The 14,029-nt window shown below is 68.8% G+C and carries 9 protein-coding genes and 1 tRNA gene; 7 read left to right on the forward strand and 3 right to left on the reverse strand.

Annotated elements, in window-relative coordinates; all coding sequences use genetic code 11:
• Positions 1-17 precede the first annotated feature (17 nt).
• The gene (locus tag J7495_RS10485) at positions 18-863 is read left to right on the forward strand and encodes a hypothetical protein (protein WP_294056443.1); all 846 of its coding nucleotides are present in this window, start codon (positions 18-20) and stop codon (positions 861-863) included.
• Positions 864-979: 116 nt separating this feature from the next.
• Here J7495_RS10485 and J7495_RS10490 read toward each other — a convergent pair.
• Positions 980-1,055 (reverse strand) — tRNA-Thr (locus tag J7495_RS10490).
• 198 nt (positions 1,056-1,253) lie between these two features.
• Between J7495_RS10490 and J7495_RS10495 the strand changes: the two genes are divergently transcribed.
• From J7495_RS10495 to J7495_RS10520, 6 genes are all read left to right on the forward strand, one after another.
• Positions 1,254-2,522, forward strand: a complete 1,269-nt coding sequence (locus tag J7495_RS10495) for a hypothetical protein (protein ID WP_294056444.1) — start codon at positions 1,254-1,256, stop codon at positions 2,520-2,522.
• Positions 2,523-2,717: 195 nt separating this feature from the next.
• Positions 2,718-7,340 carry an NAD-glutamate dehydrogenase domain-containing protein gene (locus J7495_RS10500; RefSeq protein ID WP_294056445.1) on the forward strand — a complete coding sequence of 1,541 codons (4,623 nt, stop codon included), beginning with the start codon at positions 2,718-2,720 and terminating at the stop codon, positions 7,338-7,340.
• 106 nt (positions 7,341-7,446) lie between these two features.
• Positions 7,447-8,088 carry a PepSY-associated TM helix domain-containing protein gene (locus tag J7495_RS10505; RefSeq protein WP_294056446.1) on the forward strand — a complete coding sequence of 214 codons (642 nt, stop codon included), beginning with the start codon at positions 7,447-7,449 and terminating at the stop codon, positions 8,086-8,088.
• A 15-nt stretch (positions 8,089-8,103) separates the two neighbouring features.
• Complete coding sequence (locus J7495_RS10510; protein ID WP_294056447.1) at positions 8,104-8,628, forward strand: DUF2271 domain-containing protein; 525 nt, start codon at positions 8,104-8,106, stop codon at positions 8,626-8,628.
• 11 nt (positions 8,629-8,639) lie between these two features.
• A complete protein-coding gene (locus tag J7495_RS10515; protein WP_294056448.1) occupies positions 8,640-9,605 on the forward strand; it encodes a DUF4198 domain-containing protein in 966 nt (321 codons plus the stop codon).
• 89 nt (positions 9,606-9,694) lie between these two features.
• The gene (locus J7495_RS10520; RefSeq protein WP_294056545.1) at positions 9,695-10,585 is read left to right on the forward strand and encodes an FAD:protein FMN transferase; all 891 of its coding nucleotides are present in this window, start codon (positions 9,695-9,697) and stop codon (positions 10,583-10,585) included.
• A gap of 228 nt (positions 10,586-10,813) precedes the next feature.
• Here the strand turns inward: J7495_RS10520 and J7495_RS10525 are convergent, their stop codons facing one another.
• Both J7495_RS10525 and J7495_RS10530 read right to left on the reverse strand, forming a co-directional pair.
• Positions 10,814-11,497 carry a Fe2+-dependent dioxygenase gene (locus J7495_RS10525; RefSeq protein ID WP_294056449.1) on the reverse strand — a complete coding sequence of 228 codons (684 nt, stop codon included), beginning with the start codon at positions 11,495-11,497 and terminating at the stop codon, positions 10,814-10,816.
• Between the two features lie 79 nt (positions 11,498-11,576).
• Positions 11,577-14,021 (reverse strand): TonB-dependent receptor, encoded by a 2,445-nt coding sequence (locus J7495_RS10530; protein WP_294056450.1) that lies wholly within the window; start codon positions 14,019-14,021, stop codon positions 11,577-11,579.
• Between the last annotated feature and the right edge of the window lie 8 nt (positions 14,022-14,029).

Below are 14,029 nucleotides of genomic sequence, written 5' to 3' on the forward strand. Positions count from 1 at the left end.
CCCGATGAGAACATCGAATGATACGGTTTCGCCAATCCTTCTTCGACGATTGGCCCGGGTTCGGCGTGATCGGCGACGCGCTGTGCCAGGCCGGCTACGGCGTCCATCGCGTCTACCAAAAGTCGCTTGTCGAATTCTGCGCTGATTTTGAGGTTGATTGCTCCCTCGAAACCTATTGGTCCGAGGTTTCGAAGGAATTCATTTCCTCCGGTGGATTCGCCTCCGATCGCAGGGATCGTGGCGCAGCGCGCTTCGATCGGTCGCGTTATCGATCGCTCTTGCTGGACGCTTGTGAGAGGGTCTCCGCCGAGGAGCCGCGCGACAGCTATTTTCTGCCCAGCGCGCATCCGTGCATGGATGCGATCCTGTCCGATCTGGAATCGGGCGGCGCGCTTTCCCTGAAACTCAGAAGGGCGATCTCGATCCGGGTCGACGAGGAGATGGAGCGATTTGGCATCGCCAGAGGCTCGCTGCCGACCCCGGGCCAAGCGAAGAAAGCGTTCCTGGAGGCCGGCAAGTCGAATGGATTCGACCTCCTCTCCGTCTCTTATCTCGACAGCGACCGGGCCGAGAAGGCGATTGGACTGCGCAGCTACGGCGATTTCATCCTATACGGTTCGCTGGCGCTCATGCAGGTGCCTCGCGATCGAATGCCCGGCGTGTTCAGCATCGTCTGGCACCTGGGCCGAACGGTCCCGGATCCGTATCACGACCTGTCGCTCGGCGACCTGAGCTTCGTGATGCCGGGCGTCGATTACTACGCCAGAAATTTGCGCGATGCCGGGCAGATGGAGTTGGGGCTTTCGGCAATTCTCTCATGCGCGATCGCCTTGGCGCAATCGCTCGAAGGTGGGATTGTTTGAGCTACCCCCCCTTCCAGCACTCGCTGATCAACTACGACCACGTTCGCGAGCCTCCTCGCAAACGCCCACATGCAAGCCGTCTCGGGATGCACGTCGAATCCTAGAAGGAAAGTGGGTGGTGCCGCTTGCGTGACTCGAACACGCGACCCCCGCATTACGAATGCGATGCTCTACCGGCTGAGCTAAAGCGGCCCTGCGGCACGCGAGGTGCCGCTCAGAGGCGGGCCGCTTACCAGCAAGGTTCGGGGGTTGCAAGGCACTCCGGATCGGCCAGCCGCCATCGACGGTGATAAGGGCGCACCCGCATCCCGCCTTTACGCTGCGTTTACCATGGAGCGTGCAAAAGAGCGCGAACAGGGAAGGGGCCGGTTGCCCCAACGGAGCGTTCGCATGGATATGTCGCGCGGCATCAACGACTCGTCCAGCCTCGATCACGAGGTGGAAGACGAGGCAGTCTCGGACCGCCCGCTCGATATCGGCAACGACGAGCGGCGCATGCACGTGCGCGCCTACAACCACTGGGTCTCGCTGCTCGGCGGGCGCGCCTACCCCTCGATCGAGGACCTCGATCCCGAGAATATCGCCGATTTCGGCCAGAATTCGGTGCTGCTCGACTTCACCAACGGCATCGAGGATCCGGTGATCCGCTTCCTCGGCCGCTCGCTGCGCGAGGAATGCGGCGTCGACGCCTCGACGATCCGCGTCGCCGAAGTGCCCAGCCGCTCGCTGCTCTCGCGCCTCACCGACCACTATCTCCAGATCATCGCGAATCGCGCGCCGATCGGGTTCGAGGCCGAGTTCGTCGGCACACGCGGGCACAACACGCTCTATCGCGGCATCCTGATGCCGTTCTCGTCCGACGAGGACACGATCGACTTCATCTATGGCGTGATCAACTGGAAGGAGCTGGTCGACGCCGAGACGCAGGCGCGGCTCAACGCCGAGATCGAGGAAGCGCGCCGCACCGCGCCGACGCCCTCGCTCGCTCCGGTCTGGGCCGACGGCCCGAGCGCGGGCTTCGCCGATGCGGCGCTCGACACCGGCACCGAGCTTCTCCCGGCCCCGCTCCCCGTCGACGCGACGCTGGCCGACCGGCTGGCCGCCGCGCGCGACTCGGCGGCGCAAGCGAGCGCCACCGACACGCGCAGCCGCTCGGCGCTCTACCGCGCCCTCGCCCGCGCCTATGATTTCGCGATCGCCGCCGAGGACGATGCCGAGGGCTTCGCCGAACTGCTCGAGCTCAATGGCCTGCGCGCCCAGGCGCGCGCGCCGATGACGCCGTGCGTCAAGCTCGTCTTCGGCGCCGGCTACGACAAGACGCGAGTCACCGAATTCGCCGCGGTGCTGACCCATGCCCAGCGCAACGCCGTGCCCGAGGGCGGGCTCGACGGCTGGCTCGAAGTCGCCGAGGGTGGGATCAAGGGCGTCGTCGCCGCCGAGCGCGCGCTCAGGCGCCCCGCGCCGGCGCAGGACATCTTCGCCCGCGCCGCCGAGGAGCTGCGCAGCCGCCCCCCGCTCGCGCATGTGCCGATCGAGGCGGGTGCGAACGAGTTCGTCGTGCTGATCGCGCGCGCCGGCGAAGGCGGGCTCGACATCGTCGCAGCGGTGGACAGCGATGCGGCGCTGACCGAGCGGGTGGTGAAGAAGGCCGCGGCCTGAGGGCAGACTGACGGCCGTCACCCCGGCGAAAGCCGGGACCCAGGGCCAAGAGCGACATTCTTTGCAACCCTGGGTCCCGGCCTTCGCCGGGATGACGGTTGATGGGTCGTCGGAACCGACCCTGGCGCCTACACTAGTCACAAATGATACCACAACGGCCTTGAGGTCGTAACGGCGCGGGCGCATAGGGCCGCGATGCCCAAGATCACAAAGGCGCTGACCGAAGCGCTTGAAGCGCGGCTCCTCGAAGGAGCCCTCCCGGGAGAAGTCGAAGGGTTCGGGGAGGCCGATCGCGCCACCGCCGCGTCCTTCGTCGCCGAAACCGCGGCACACCGCGAGCCGGGCGCGCCGCGCGTCGCACTCGAAACCTACACCGAGGATGGACGCCGCTCGATGCGGCTCGCGGCGATCAACGCCGATATGCCGTTCCTCGTCGATTCGATCTCGGCGGCGATCGCCACGTTCGACATCGCGATCCACCGCATCATCCACCCGGTGATCCAGGTCGAACGCGACGAGAAGGGCCACCTCTCAGGCGTCGGCAGCGGCAAGCCCGAATCGATGGTCTATATCGAGATGGACCGCGCCGATGCGCGCGTGCGCCGCGCGCTGGTCGCCGAGCTCGAACGCTCGCTCGAGCAGGTCTATGCCGCGGTCGAGGACTGGCGCGCGCTCCAGGCGGCGATGGCGCGCGACGCCGATGCGCTGGGCACGTCCGAAGGCGCCGCGCTGCTGCGCTGGTTCCTCGAAGGCGCGATGACCCTGCTTTCGCACGAGAGCTGGCGGCCGAAGGACGGCGCGAGCGACCCGCTCGGCCTCGCGCGCTACACGCTCTCGACGCCGATCCTCGCCGATGCATCGCGCGAGCTCGCGATCAGGCATTTCCGCGAAGGCGGCGAGGCACCGCTGCTGCTCAAGTCCAACTGCATCTCGCCGGTGCACCGCCGCGTGCCGCTCGACATCGTCGTCGCACCGATCGTGGTCGGCGCCGAAGTCGTCGGCCTCTCGATCCACGCCGGCCTCTGGACCAGCGCCGCGATGTTCTCGCCGCCCGAGGACGTGCCGCTGCTCCGCCAGCGGCTGAAGGCGCTCGAGGCCAAGTTCGGCTTCGATCCCAAGGGCCATACCGGCAAGGCGATGGCGCATGCGCTGACCGCGCTGCCGCACGACCAGACCACCGCGCTCGACCCCGAGTCGCTCGAGCGGCTCGTGCTGACCGCCATGTCGGTCGCAGATCGGCCGCGGCCCAAGCTGGTGCTGGTGCGCAGCCCCCTGGGGCGCCACCTCTTCGCCTTCGTCTGGCTGCCGCGCGACGACCTCACCACCGGCCGCCGCGTCGCGATCGGCGAGATGCTCGCCGACGCCGCCAGGGCGCGGCTGATCAACTGGTCGATCAGCCTCGAGGATGGCGTGGTCGCGCTGCTCCGCTACACGCTCGACCTGCGCGGCGGCGGCGAGCTGCCCGATCCCGGCACGCTCGACCAGCGCCTCAAGCAGATGCTGCGCGGCTGGGAGCCGGCGATCGAAGCCGCGCTCGCCGACGAGGCGGGGATGCGCGCCGCGCGGCTGACGCTGCGCTATGCCCATCGCTTCCCGCCTGCCTACCGCGCGCTCAACAACGCGACCGAGGCGGCGCGCGACATCCTGCGCATCGCCACGCTCAAATCGCCCGGCGACCGCGCGGTGCGGATCTGCTCGCGCGACGCGCACGAAGGCATCTACCACGCCAAGCTCTATCGCATGGGCGGCGCGCTGGCGCTGTCGGATGCCGTGCCGGTGTTCGAGAATTTCGGCTTCCGCGTGATCGACGAAGTGCCGACCGAGCTGACCGGCGGCGACGGCATCTTCGTCCATGACTTCGAAGTCACGCTGATCGGCGGCGGCGGCGGCGTTCTCCACGAGGACCCCGGCCTGGTCGAGGAAGCGATCACCGCGGTGCTCGAGGGCCGCGCCGAGAACGACGCATTCAACCGGCTGATCGTCGAGGCGGGGATGCGCCCGCGCTCGGTGGTGCTGTTCCGCGCCTGGTTCCGCTACCTGCGCCAGGCCGGGCTGAGCTACGGCCTGGCGACCGTCGTCGATGCGCTGCGGCGCGCCCCGGCGGTGGCCGCGGCGTTGATCCAGCGCTTCGAGGCGGCGCATGACCCGAAGCGCGCGGGCAAGGACGCGCTTACCGTCGACGGTGCCTCGGAGGCGATCGAGACCGGCCTGCTCAAGGTCGCGGCGATCGACGACGACCGCATCCTGCGCGCGATGCGCGGCGTGGTGACCGCGACGCTGCGCACCAACGCCTTCACCGGCACGGGCGACGAAGCGCTGGCGTTCAAGCTCGACAGCGCGCTGGTCCCGGGCCTGCCGCGGCCGCTGCCGTGGCGCGAGATCTGGGTCTATTCCCCCCGCGTCGAGGGCATCCACCTGCGCGCCGGCCCGGTGGCGCGCGGCGGGCTGCGCTGGTCCGACCGGCGCGACGACTTCCGCACCGAGATCCTCGGGCTGATGAAGGCGCAGCGCGTCAAGAACGCGGTGATCGTGCCGACCGGCGCCAAGGGCGGCTTCTATCCCAAGCAGCTCCCCAACCCCGCGCAGGACCGCGACGCCTGGTTCGCCGAAGGGACCGAGAGCTACCGCGTCTTCATCCGCGCCCTGCTGTCGATCACCGACAACATCGTCGCGGGCAAGGTCGTCCATCCGCAGGGCGTCGCGATCCTCGACGGCGAGGACCCCTATTTCGTCGTTGCCGCCGACAAGGGCACCGCGACCTTCTCCGACGTCGCCAACGCGATCGCGGTCGACCACGACTTCTGGCTGGGCGACGCCTTCGCCTCCGGCGGCTCGCACGGCTACGACCACAAGGCGATGGGCATCACCGCCAAGGGCGCGTGGATCAGCGTCAAGCGCCACTTCCTCGAGATGGGCGTCGACGTCCAGACCGACACGATCCGCATCGCCGGCTGCGGCGACATGTCGGGCGACGTGTTCGGCAACGGCCTGCTCGAATCGAAGGCGGTCCAGCTCGTCGCGGCGTTCGACCATCGCCATATCTTCCTCGACCCCAACCCCGATCCAGCGAAGAGCTGGGACGAGCGCAAGCGGATGTTCGGCCTGCCGCGCTCGAGCTGGGCGGATTACGACCCCGCGCTGATCTCGCCCGGCGGCGGCGTGTTCGCGCGCACCGAGAAGATGATCCCGCTGAGCCCCGAGGTTCGCGCGATGCTCGGCACCGAGGCGAAGGAGCTCGATCCCACCTCGCTGATCACGCTGATCCTCAAGGCCGAGGTGGACCTGATCTGGTTCGGCGGCATCGGCACCTATGTGAAGGCCGCCGCGCAGAGCCATGTCGACGTCGGCGATCCGGCGAACGATCGCCTCCGCGTCGATGCCGAGGACGTCCGCGCCAAGGCGATCGGCGAAGGCGCCAACCTGGGCGTGACCCAAGCGGCGCGCATCGCCTTCTCGGAGCGGGGCGGACGGATCAACACCGACTTCATCGACAATTCGGCGGGCGTCGATTGCTCGGACAACGAGGTCAACATCAAGATCGCGCTCAACCGCGAAGTGATCGAGGGCCGGCTCGACTTCGAGGACCGCAACAAGCTGCTCGTCTCGATGACCGACGACGTCGCGCACATCGTGCTCGAGGACAATCGTCTCCAGACGCTTGCGCTCTCCTTCATGGAGAATGACGGCCCGGTCGCACTGCCGAGCTATGTCCGCGTGATCGAGATCCTCGAGGGCGGCGGCCGGCTCGACCGCGCGGTCGAGGGCCTGGGCCCGAACGAGGAGCTGCTGCGGCGGGCGCAGGACGGGCATGGCCTCACCCGGCCCGAGCTCGCGGTGCTGCTCGCCAGCGCCAAGCTCGCGCTCCAGGACGCGATCGAGCACAGCCCGCTCGGCCGGGACAAGGCGCTCGAGGACTATCTGTTCGAGGCTTTCCCCCCGGCGATGCGCAAGACATATGCAGCCGCGATCGAGGAACATCGCCTGCGCGGCGAGATCGTCGCGACCAAGCTCGCCAATCGCGTGGTCAACCGGCTCGGCGTGCTCCACCCCTTCGAGCTCGCCGAAGAGGAAGGCGCAGCGATGGGGGACATCGCGGCGATGTTCGTCGTCACCGAGGACCTGTTCGGGCTCGAGCCGCTGTGGGAGGAGATCGAGCAGGCGCCGATCAGCGAGACCGCGCGCATCGCGCTGCTCGACGAAGTCGCGGTCGCCGCACGCACGCACGTCGCCGACCTGCTGCGCGTCTGCCGTCCGGGCGCGAGCCCGGCGCAAGTGATCGAGCGGCTTCGCCCGCGCGTCGGCAATCTCGCGCGCGAAGCCAAGAAGCTGCTGCTCGAGGAAGTCCAGGCGCAGAGCGGGCGGATCGCGGCGCGGCTTCAGGCGGCGGGCGCGCCGGCCGATCTCGCCGGCCGCGTGGTGCGGCTGTTCGAGCTCGACGGCGCGGTGGGCCTCGCCGACCTCGGCGAGCGCCGCAGCATCGACGAGACCGATCTCGCGCGCGCCTTCACCAAGCTCGGCCATGCGCTGGGGCTCGACTGGGCGCAGTCGACCGCGGCGCGGATCACGACGGGCGACGTGTGGGAGCGGCTGCTGATCGCGGGCCTCGCGCGCGACTTCCAGCAGCTGCGCTTCGATTTCCTCACGCGGATCAAGGGCGACGATCCCCAGGCGGGGGTCGATGCCTGGCTCGATGAGAACCGCAATCGAGTGGCGCAATTCGCTCAGCTGGTCGCGCGCGCGCGGGCTGCGGCGACGCCCAATGCGGCGATGCTTGCGCAGATCGCGGGCCAGGCGAGGGTGCTGCTGGGCCGCGAATAATCAATCACGCCAATCGCACTTTGGGGCGGCCTGATTCGATTGCAATTGCGAATCGTTTGCGATACCGCTTCGGCTCGTACTTAGCCTTCGAGACCGCTCCATTCCCATGCACGGCACCCCGCCTCCGGCGACCAAGAAGCGCAGCCGGAAGAGCTTCTGGCTGAAGCAGCTCCACACCTGGCATTGGATGAGCTCGGCGATCAGCCTGATCGGGCTGATGCTGTTCGCGGTCACCGGCTTCACGCTGAACCATGCCGCCGACATCGAGGCGGCGCCCACGACGGTCGACGCCAAGGCGCAGCTTCCCGCGCCGCTCGCCGCGCAAGTGAAGCCCGACGACAGGCCCGACAGCAAGAAACCGATCCCGCCCGCGGTGGCGCAGTGGATCACCGGCCAGGTCAAGCTCGACGCGAGCGGCACCGCCGAGTGGAGCGCCGACGAAATCTACCTCGCCAGGCCGCGCCCCGGCGGCGACGCCTGGATCTCGATCGACCGCGCGAGCGGCGAAGTGACCAGCGAGACCAGCTCGCGCGGCTGGATCGCCTATCTCAACGACCTCCACAAGGGCCGCAACGCCGGGCCGGTATGGAAGTGGTTCCTCGACATCTTCGTGCTCGCCTGCATCATCTTCTCGCTTACGGGGCTCGTGCTGCTGTGGATGCATTCGAAGCACCGCAGGAGCACCTGGCCGCTCGTCGGCCTGGGGCTGCTGATCCCGGCGCTGATCGCCATTTTCCTGATCCACTAAGAGAAGGCTCGCCCCATGGAGTTTCGCCTCACCGGACTGACGATTGCCGCGATCGGCGGCGGGCTGATCCCCGCGGCCGCGAGTGCGCAGACGATCGATCTCACCGTCTCGCTGCCGCAGCTCAGCGTCGCCGAATACCACCGGCCCTATGTGGCGGTGTGGATCGAGAAGGAAGGCGCCGCCCCGCGCACGCTCTCGGTCTGGTACGACGTCAACAAGCGCAACAACGCCGGCACCCGCTGGCTGCGCGACGTGCGGATGTGGTGGCGCGCGACGGGCCGCGCGGGGACCTACCCCGCCGACGGCATCTCGAGCGCGACGCGCGCACCGGGCACGCACAAGCTGAGCTTCACCGCCGGCCGCGGCGGCATGCCCGCGCTGACCCCGGGCAGCTACACCCTCGTGATCGAGGCCGCGCGCGAATCGGGCGGCCGCGAAGTCGTCCGCCTGCCCTTCGCCTGGAACGGCAGCAAGGCCGTCTCGGCAAGCGCCAAGGGCCAGTCCGAACTCGGCGCGGTCACCCTGAACGCGCACCGCTGAGGAGAGCCGCCATGCACGCCTTCCGCAAGCCGCTCGCATCGATCGTCGCGATCGCCGCGCTGCTGGTGCCCCAGCTCGCCGCCGCCGCGCCGCGCGCCTGGATGCTGCCTTCCGAAACCCAGTTCGTCGGCAACGGCGACGAGTGGCTGACGGTCGACGCGGCGATCTCGACCGACCTCTATTATTACGACCACCCCGCCCAGCCCTGGACTCCGGTCGCCTATGCACCCGACGGGACCGAGCTGGCGGTCGAGAATGTCGGCAAGGGCAAGCTGCGGCTGACCTTCGACCTCCACCTCACCCAGCGCGGCACCTACAAGCTCGCGATCGTCTCGGACGGGGTGATGGGCAGCTACATGCTGGGCGGCGAGCGCAAGATGCTGCCGCGCGGCACGACGACGGCGACGCTGGCGCAGGCGATCCCGGCCGGCGCGACCGAGGTGTGGACCGCCGAGAACAACAGCCGGATCGAGACCTTCGTCACGGCAGGCCAGCCGACCACCGCGGTGTTCAAGCCGGTGGGCAAGGGCATCGAGATGGTGCCCGTCACGCATCCCAACGACCTGGCGGTGGGCGAATCGGCGACCTTCCAGTTCCTGCTCGACGGCAAGCCGGCGGCGGGCCTCGCGGTCACCGCGGTGAACGGTGGCGTGCGCTACAGCGACGGGCTGAAGCAGCTAAGCCTGACCACCGACGCCGAAGGCAAGGTGACGATCAAATGGCCCGAGCCGGGCATGTGGTGGGTGAGCGCGAGCATGGGCTCGCCGCGCAGTGAGGGCGGTCCCGGAGGGCCGGGCGGCCCCGGTGGTCCCGGCCGCCCCGAGGGCGCCGGCAGTCCCGGCGGCCCCGGCCCGCAGGGCGCCACGCCCCGGCCCGAAGGTGCAGGCCCCGGCGGCCCCGGCGAGGGCGGCTTCCGCCCGATTGGCCCGCCGCAGCGCCGCTCGAGCTATGCGATGACCGTCGAGGTGATCGGCTGACGCGCACCGCGATACCGCTCGACCTCGATCGCGCGGCGTTCGATCGGCGCCGCGCGGATGCGCTCGTGGCGAGCCTCTCGGGACAGACGATGGGCACCAGCTGGTCGGTGCGCGCGGTGGGCGCGCCCGACGGGCTGGCTTCGCGCATCCAGGCGGTGCTCGACCGCATCGTCGCCGAGATGAGCCATTGGGAGCCGGGATCGGACCTCGGCCGCTTCAACCGCAGCGAGCCCGGGCGCTGGCAGCCGCTGCCGCCGGGCTTCGCGAAGGTGCTCGCCGCGGCGCTCGACGTCGCCGAGCGGAGCGGCGGGGCGTTCGATCCGGCGATGGGGCGGCTGGTGGACCTCTGGGGCTTCGGCCCGCCTGGGCCGCGCATGGACCTCCCCTCGCCCGCCGAGATCGAAGACGCGCTTGCGGTGTCGGGCCGCGCCCGGATCGAGCTCGACGACCGCCGGGCACGCCGGAGCGCACCGGCGCAGCTCGACCTCTCCGGGATCGCCAAGGGCCACGCCGTCGACGTGGTGGCCGAATTGCTGCGCAGCATCGGCGTGGCCGATTGCCTCGTCGAAGTCGGCGGCGAGCTGCGCGGCGAGGGGATCAAGCCCGACGGCCAGCCCTGGTGGGTCGACCTCGCGGCGGTGCCGGGAAGCCGGATGCTGCCGTTGCGCGTCGCGCTCCACGGGCTCTCGGTCGCCACCTCGGGGGATTATCTGCGCGCCTTTCGGCATGGCGGCCGGCGCTACGCCCACACGCTCGACCCGCGTACCGGCGCGCCGGTGACCAACGGGGTCGCTTCGGTGAGCGTGCTGCACCCATGCTGCATGCTCGCCGACGCCTGGGCGACCGCGCTCACGGTGCTGGGGCGTGAAGGGATGGCGCTCGCCGGAGCCGAGGGGCTGGCGGCGCACATGGTGCTGCGCGCGGGAGAGGGGTTCGAGGAAATCCTGTCGCCCGGATTGGCCGCGATGCTGGCGGACTGATTGCCTCCCCTCCCAGGACGATCTTGGTGTGGTATATAGATAACACAGTTTACACCGTTGACACCAACTATGTCGAAAAATCCCGTCCGGGATAAACGGATGCGCGCCGGCTTCTGGATGAGCGCTGGTGTGGATCGACGATGCGAAAGAGCAGCAGCCAGGCTCGCGCCTCAATTCCTATTTTGCAACCCGTCGAGAGGCGCGTCGACATTCGGCCGTACGGCGTGGTCAGGCATCCGCCCAGCGGCGCAGAAGGTTGTGGTACACTCCCGTCAGCTCGACCACCGAGCGATCGCCCTGCCCCAGCTGGCCGACGAGCCGCTGCACGGCCTGGTCGAGATCGAACAGCATCCGCCGCGCGCCGTCGTCGCGGACCATCGACTGGATCCAGAAGAAGCTCGCCACGCGGCACCCGCGCGTCACCGGCGCGACGCGATGGAGGCTCGACGAAGGATAGAGGATCGCATGCCCTGCGGGCAGCTTGACCGATTGCGCGCCGAACTGGCCTTCGATCAGCAGCTCGCCGCCGTCATAGGCCTCGGGATCCTCGAGGAAGACCGTCATCGACAGATCGCTGCGGATGCGGAATTCGCTGCCGCGCTGGATGCGCACGGCATTGTCGACATGCGTATCGAACGCCTGGCCGCCGGCATAGCGATTGAACAGCGGCGGGAAGATCTTGAGCGGCAGCGCCGCCGCGACGAACAACGGCGATCGGCCCAGTGCCTCGAGCACCCGGGCGCCGGCCTCGCGCGCGGCGGGGCTCGCCTCGGTCAGCTGTTCGTTGCGCTTGGCGAGCGCCGCCTGGGGCCCCGAGGTGACGTTGCCGTCCACCCATTCGCCCGCGTCGAGGATGCCGCGCAGCCGCGCCACGTCGGCCGGATCGAGGAGGTTGGGGATCGGAAGCAGCATCGCCCGGCCATAATGTGCGGCGGCCGGCCCGGCAACGCGCGCCCGAAGGAACGCCGCGCCGCGCCGGCCGCCGCCACGATCAGAAACTGTAGGTCAGCGAGAGCACCGCCGAGCGACCGTCGCCCGGCGTCGCCCAGCCGTTGTTGCGGATTCGCGTGTAATATTCCGCGTCGGTGAGGTTCTTCACGTTGAGCTGCGCGCTGAGGTTGTGATTGAACTCATAGGCGACATAGGCGCTGTGCACCCAATAGGCCTCCGAGCGCAGCACGGTGGGCGCGGCGAGCGTCGGCGTGCCGAAGGCGAAGCTGCCCTGGTAGCTCACGCCATAGCCGACCGAGAGGCCGAACGGCAGCTTGTACACCGTGAACAGGCTGCCCGAATGGCGCGGCGTGTTGGTCAGCTCGGCGCCCTTGCCCGGATCGGGCACCGCGCCACTGTTGGCGCAGCCGGTGGCACCGGGGTGGCCGATGCAGAAGTCCGAGACCGACTGGAGCAGCTTGCCGTCGAGATAGGTGTAGTTGGCCGTCACCGACCAGCGCGAGCTGATCTTGCCCACCGCGCCCAGGGAGATGCCGTCGACGCGCGAATGGCCGTCGAGCACCTGGTCGGGGATCTGCGGGTCGTTCGACGCGACCTTGTACTTGTCGCGGTCGTTGCGGAAGAACGCCGCGGTGAGCAGCACCCCGCCATGGAACAGCTCGGCCTTGGCGCCGATCTCGTAATTCTTCGCCGATTCGGGCTCGACGTTGCACGTCGCCGCCGCGCACGAACCGTTGACCGACGTCTTCGAAGGCGTCTTCGAATTGCCGTACGCCACATAGAGGCTCACCGGCTCGACCGGCTTGTAGACCAGGCCCAGGCGATAGGAGAACAGATTCGCGCTGTTCTCGAAGCGCTGGCCGGTGGTCACCTGGCCGAGCGTCGCGGCAGCGGTCGAGACCGTGTCGGCACGGTAGAAGCCGCTGTTGTGTTCCCAGCGCGCGCCGAGGTTGAGCTCGAGCTTCTTGTGGAGCGACAGCGTGTCGAAGGCATAGAAGGCCACGTCGCTCAGCTCGCCGGTCTGGCGTGCGCTCTCGATGAAATTGAGCGGGCCGGTGTAGACGTTGCTGCCGTAGACGCGCGCCAGCCCGGTGGTGGCCGCGGGGCCCTGAACCACTTCATTCGGGTTCGCCATGTTGATCAGCGGCGAATAGTTGAACGCTGCGGTGCCGTTGGCGTTGCGCAGCACGTTGCCGGTCGAGAGGAAGTATTTCTCCCAGCTGTAGGACGCGCCGATCACCAGCGTATGCTCGATCCCGCCGGTGTCGAACACCGCGCGCAGGTCGGTCTGGTTGTACATCAGCTGGTTGTCGGAGTCGCGGGTGTTGCCGCGCGGGCCGCTCGCCAGGAAATAGCCGGCCGGGATGGTGAGCGTGCCGCCGGGGATGCTGGCGTTGCCGATCGTCTGCGCGGCGATCGTCGCGGTGCAGGCGGCGCCGGTGGGCGTGACGCCGGTCGCGAGGCACCACGTACCCTGGGGCGGATCGACGATCGAGAGCTGCCTGACGTCCTGCCAGCGGGTCAGGTTGCGGATCGAGACCTTGTCCGAGAAGTCGTGCTCGAAGATCGCGGTCGCCTGATCGAAGTTGATCTCCTGGGTGTCGACGTTGCGATAGCCGAAATAGTCGCTGCGATCGACGCCGGGCAGCGGCCCGTCGTTGGTCGCGGTCATGTAATAAGGGACGCCGTACTGCGGGATGTTGGCGTCTTCCTGGTGCTGGTACTTCAGCGTCAGGCGCGTCGGGCTGTTGATCCCCAGCGTGATCGCGGGCGCGACGCCCCAGCGCTTGTAGTCCTCGACGTCGCGGCCGGGGACGTCGTTGTGGTGGTACATCGCATTGAGCCGCACGCCGATGAAGTCGTTCACCCGCCGGTTCGCGTCGATCGTGCCGCGGTAATAATTGTCGGTGCCGACGCCGCCGGTCGCGATCACGCGGTCGCTGCCGGTCGGGTTCTTGGTGACGATGTTGATCGACCCGCCGACCGAGCCCGAGCCGCCGTACACCGAATTGGCGCCGTTCACGATTTCGACCTGCTCGAGGTTGTACGGATCGGTGCGGCTGTACTGGGCGCTGTCGCGCACGCCGTCGACAGTGATGTCCGAATTGGCCGAATAGCCGCGCAGCGTGATCGAATCGCCATAGCCGCCGCCGCCCTCGCCGGCGCCGAAGGTGATGCCCGGCGCGGTCGACAGCACGTCGCGCAGCGTGAGCAGGTTCTGCTGCTCGATCGTCTCGCGCGTGATCACCGTAACGGTCTGCGGCGTGTCGCGCACCGAGCGGGTCGCCTTGGGGCTTTCCTGCCGGGTTTCATAGGGCTGGCCCTCGACGACGATCTGGCCGCTCTGCGCATCCTGGTCGTCGGTCGGATTGGGCGCGTCGGCCGAGGGCCCGCCGGGTCCGTCGGCCGCGAGCGCGGGGGCGCTCGTCAGGAAGCCGACGCAGGCGAGCGCCAGGAACGCGGGATTGGCGGATGAACTGGTCACGATGGCCC

The organism is Sphingomonas sp. (genome assembly GCF_017745215.1).
In the GTDB taxonomy this organism is placed as follows: Bacteria; Pseudomonadota; Alphaproteobacteria; order Sphingomonadales; family Sphingomonadaceae; genus Sphingomonas.

Coding starts and splice junctions, on each gene's coding strand:
- J7495_RS10485 (WP_294056443.1), top strand. CDS start 18: ATGATACGGTTTCGCCAATCCTTCTTCGACGATTGGCCCGGGTTCGGC.
- J7495_RS10495 (WP_294056444.1), top strand. CDS start 1,254: ATGGATATGTCGCGCGGCATCAACGACTCGTCCAGCCTCGATCACGAG.
- J7495_RS10500 (WP_294056445.1), top strand. CDS start 2,718: ATGCCCAAGATCACAAAGGCGCTGACCGAAGCGCTTGAAGCGCGGCTC.
- J7495_RS10505 (WP_294056446.1), top strand. CDS start 7,447: ATGCACGGCACCCCGCCTCCGGCGACCAAGAAGCGCAGCCGGAAGAGC.
- J7495_RS10510 (WP_294056447.1), top strand. CDS start 8,104: ATGGAGTTTCGCCTCACCGGACTGACGATTGCCGCGATCGGCGGCGGG.
- J7495_RS10515 (WP_294056448.1), top strand. CDS start 8,640: ATGCACGCCTTCCGCAAGCCGCTCGCATCGATCGTCGCGATCGCCGCG.
- J7495_RS10520 (WP_294056545.1), top strand. CDS start 9,695: ATGGGCACCAGCTGGTCGGTGCGCGCGGTGGGCGCGCCCGACGGGCTG.
- J7495_RS10525 (WP_294056449.1), bottom strand. CDS start 11,497: ATGCTGCTTCCGATCCCCAACCTCCTCGATCCGGCCGACGTGGCGCGG.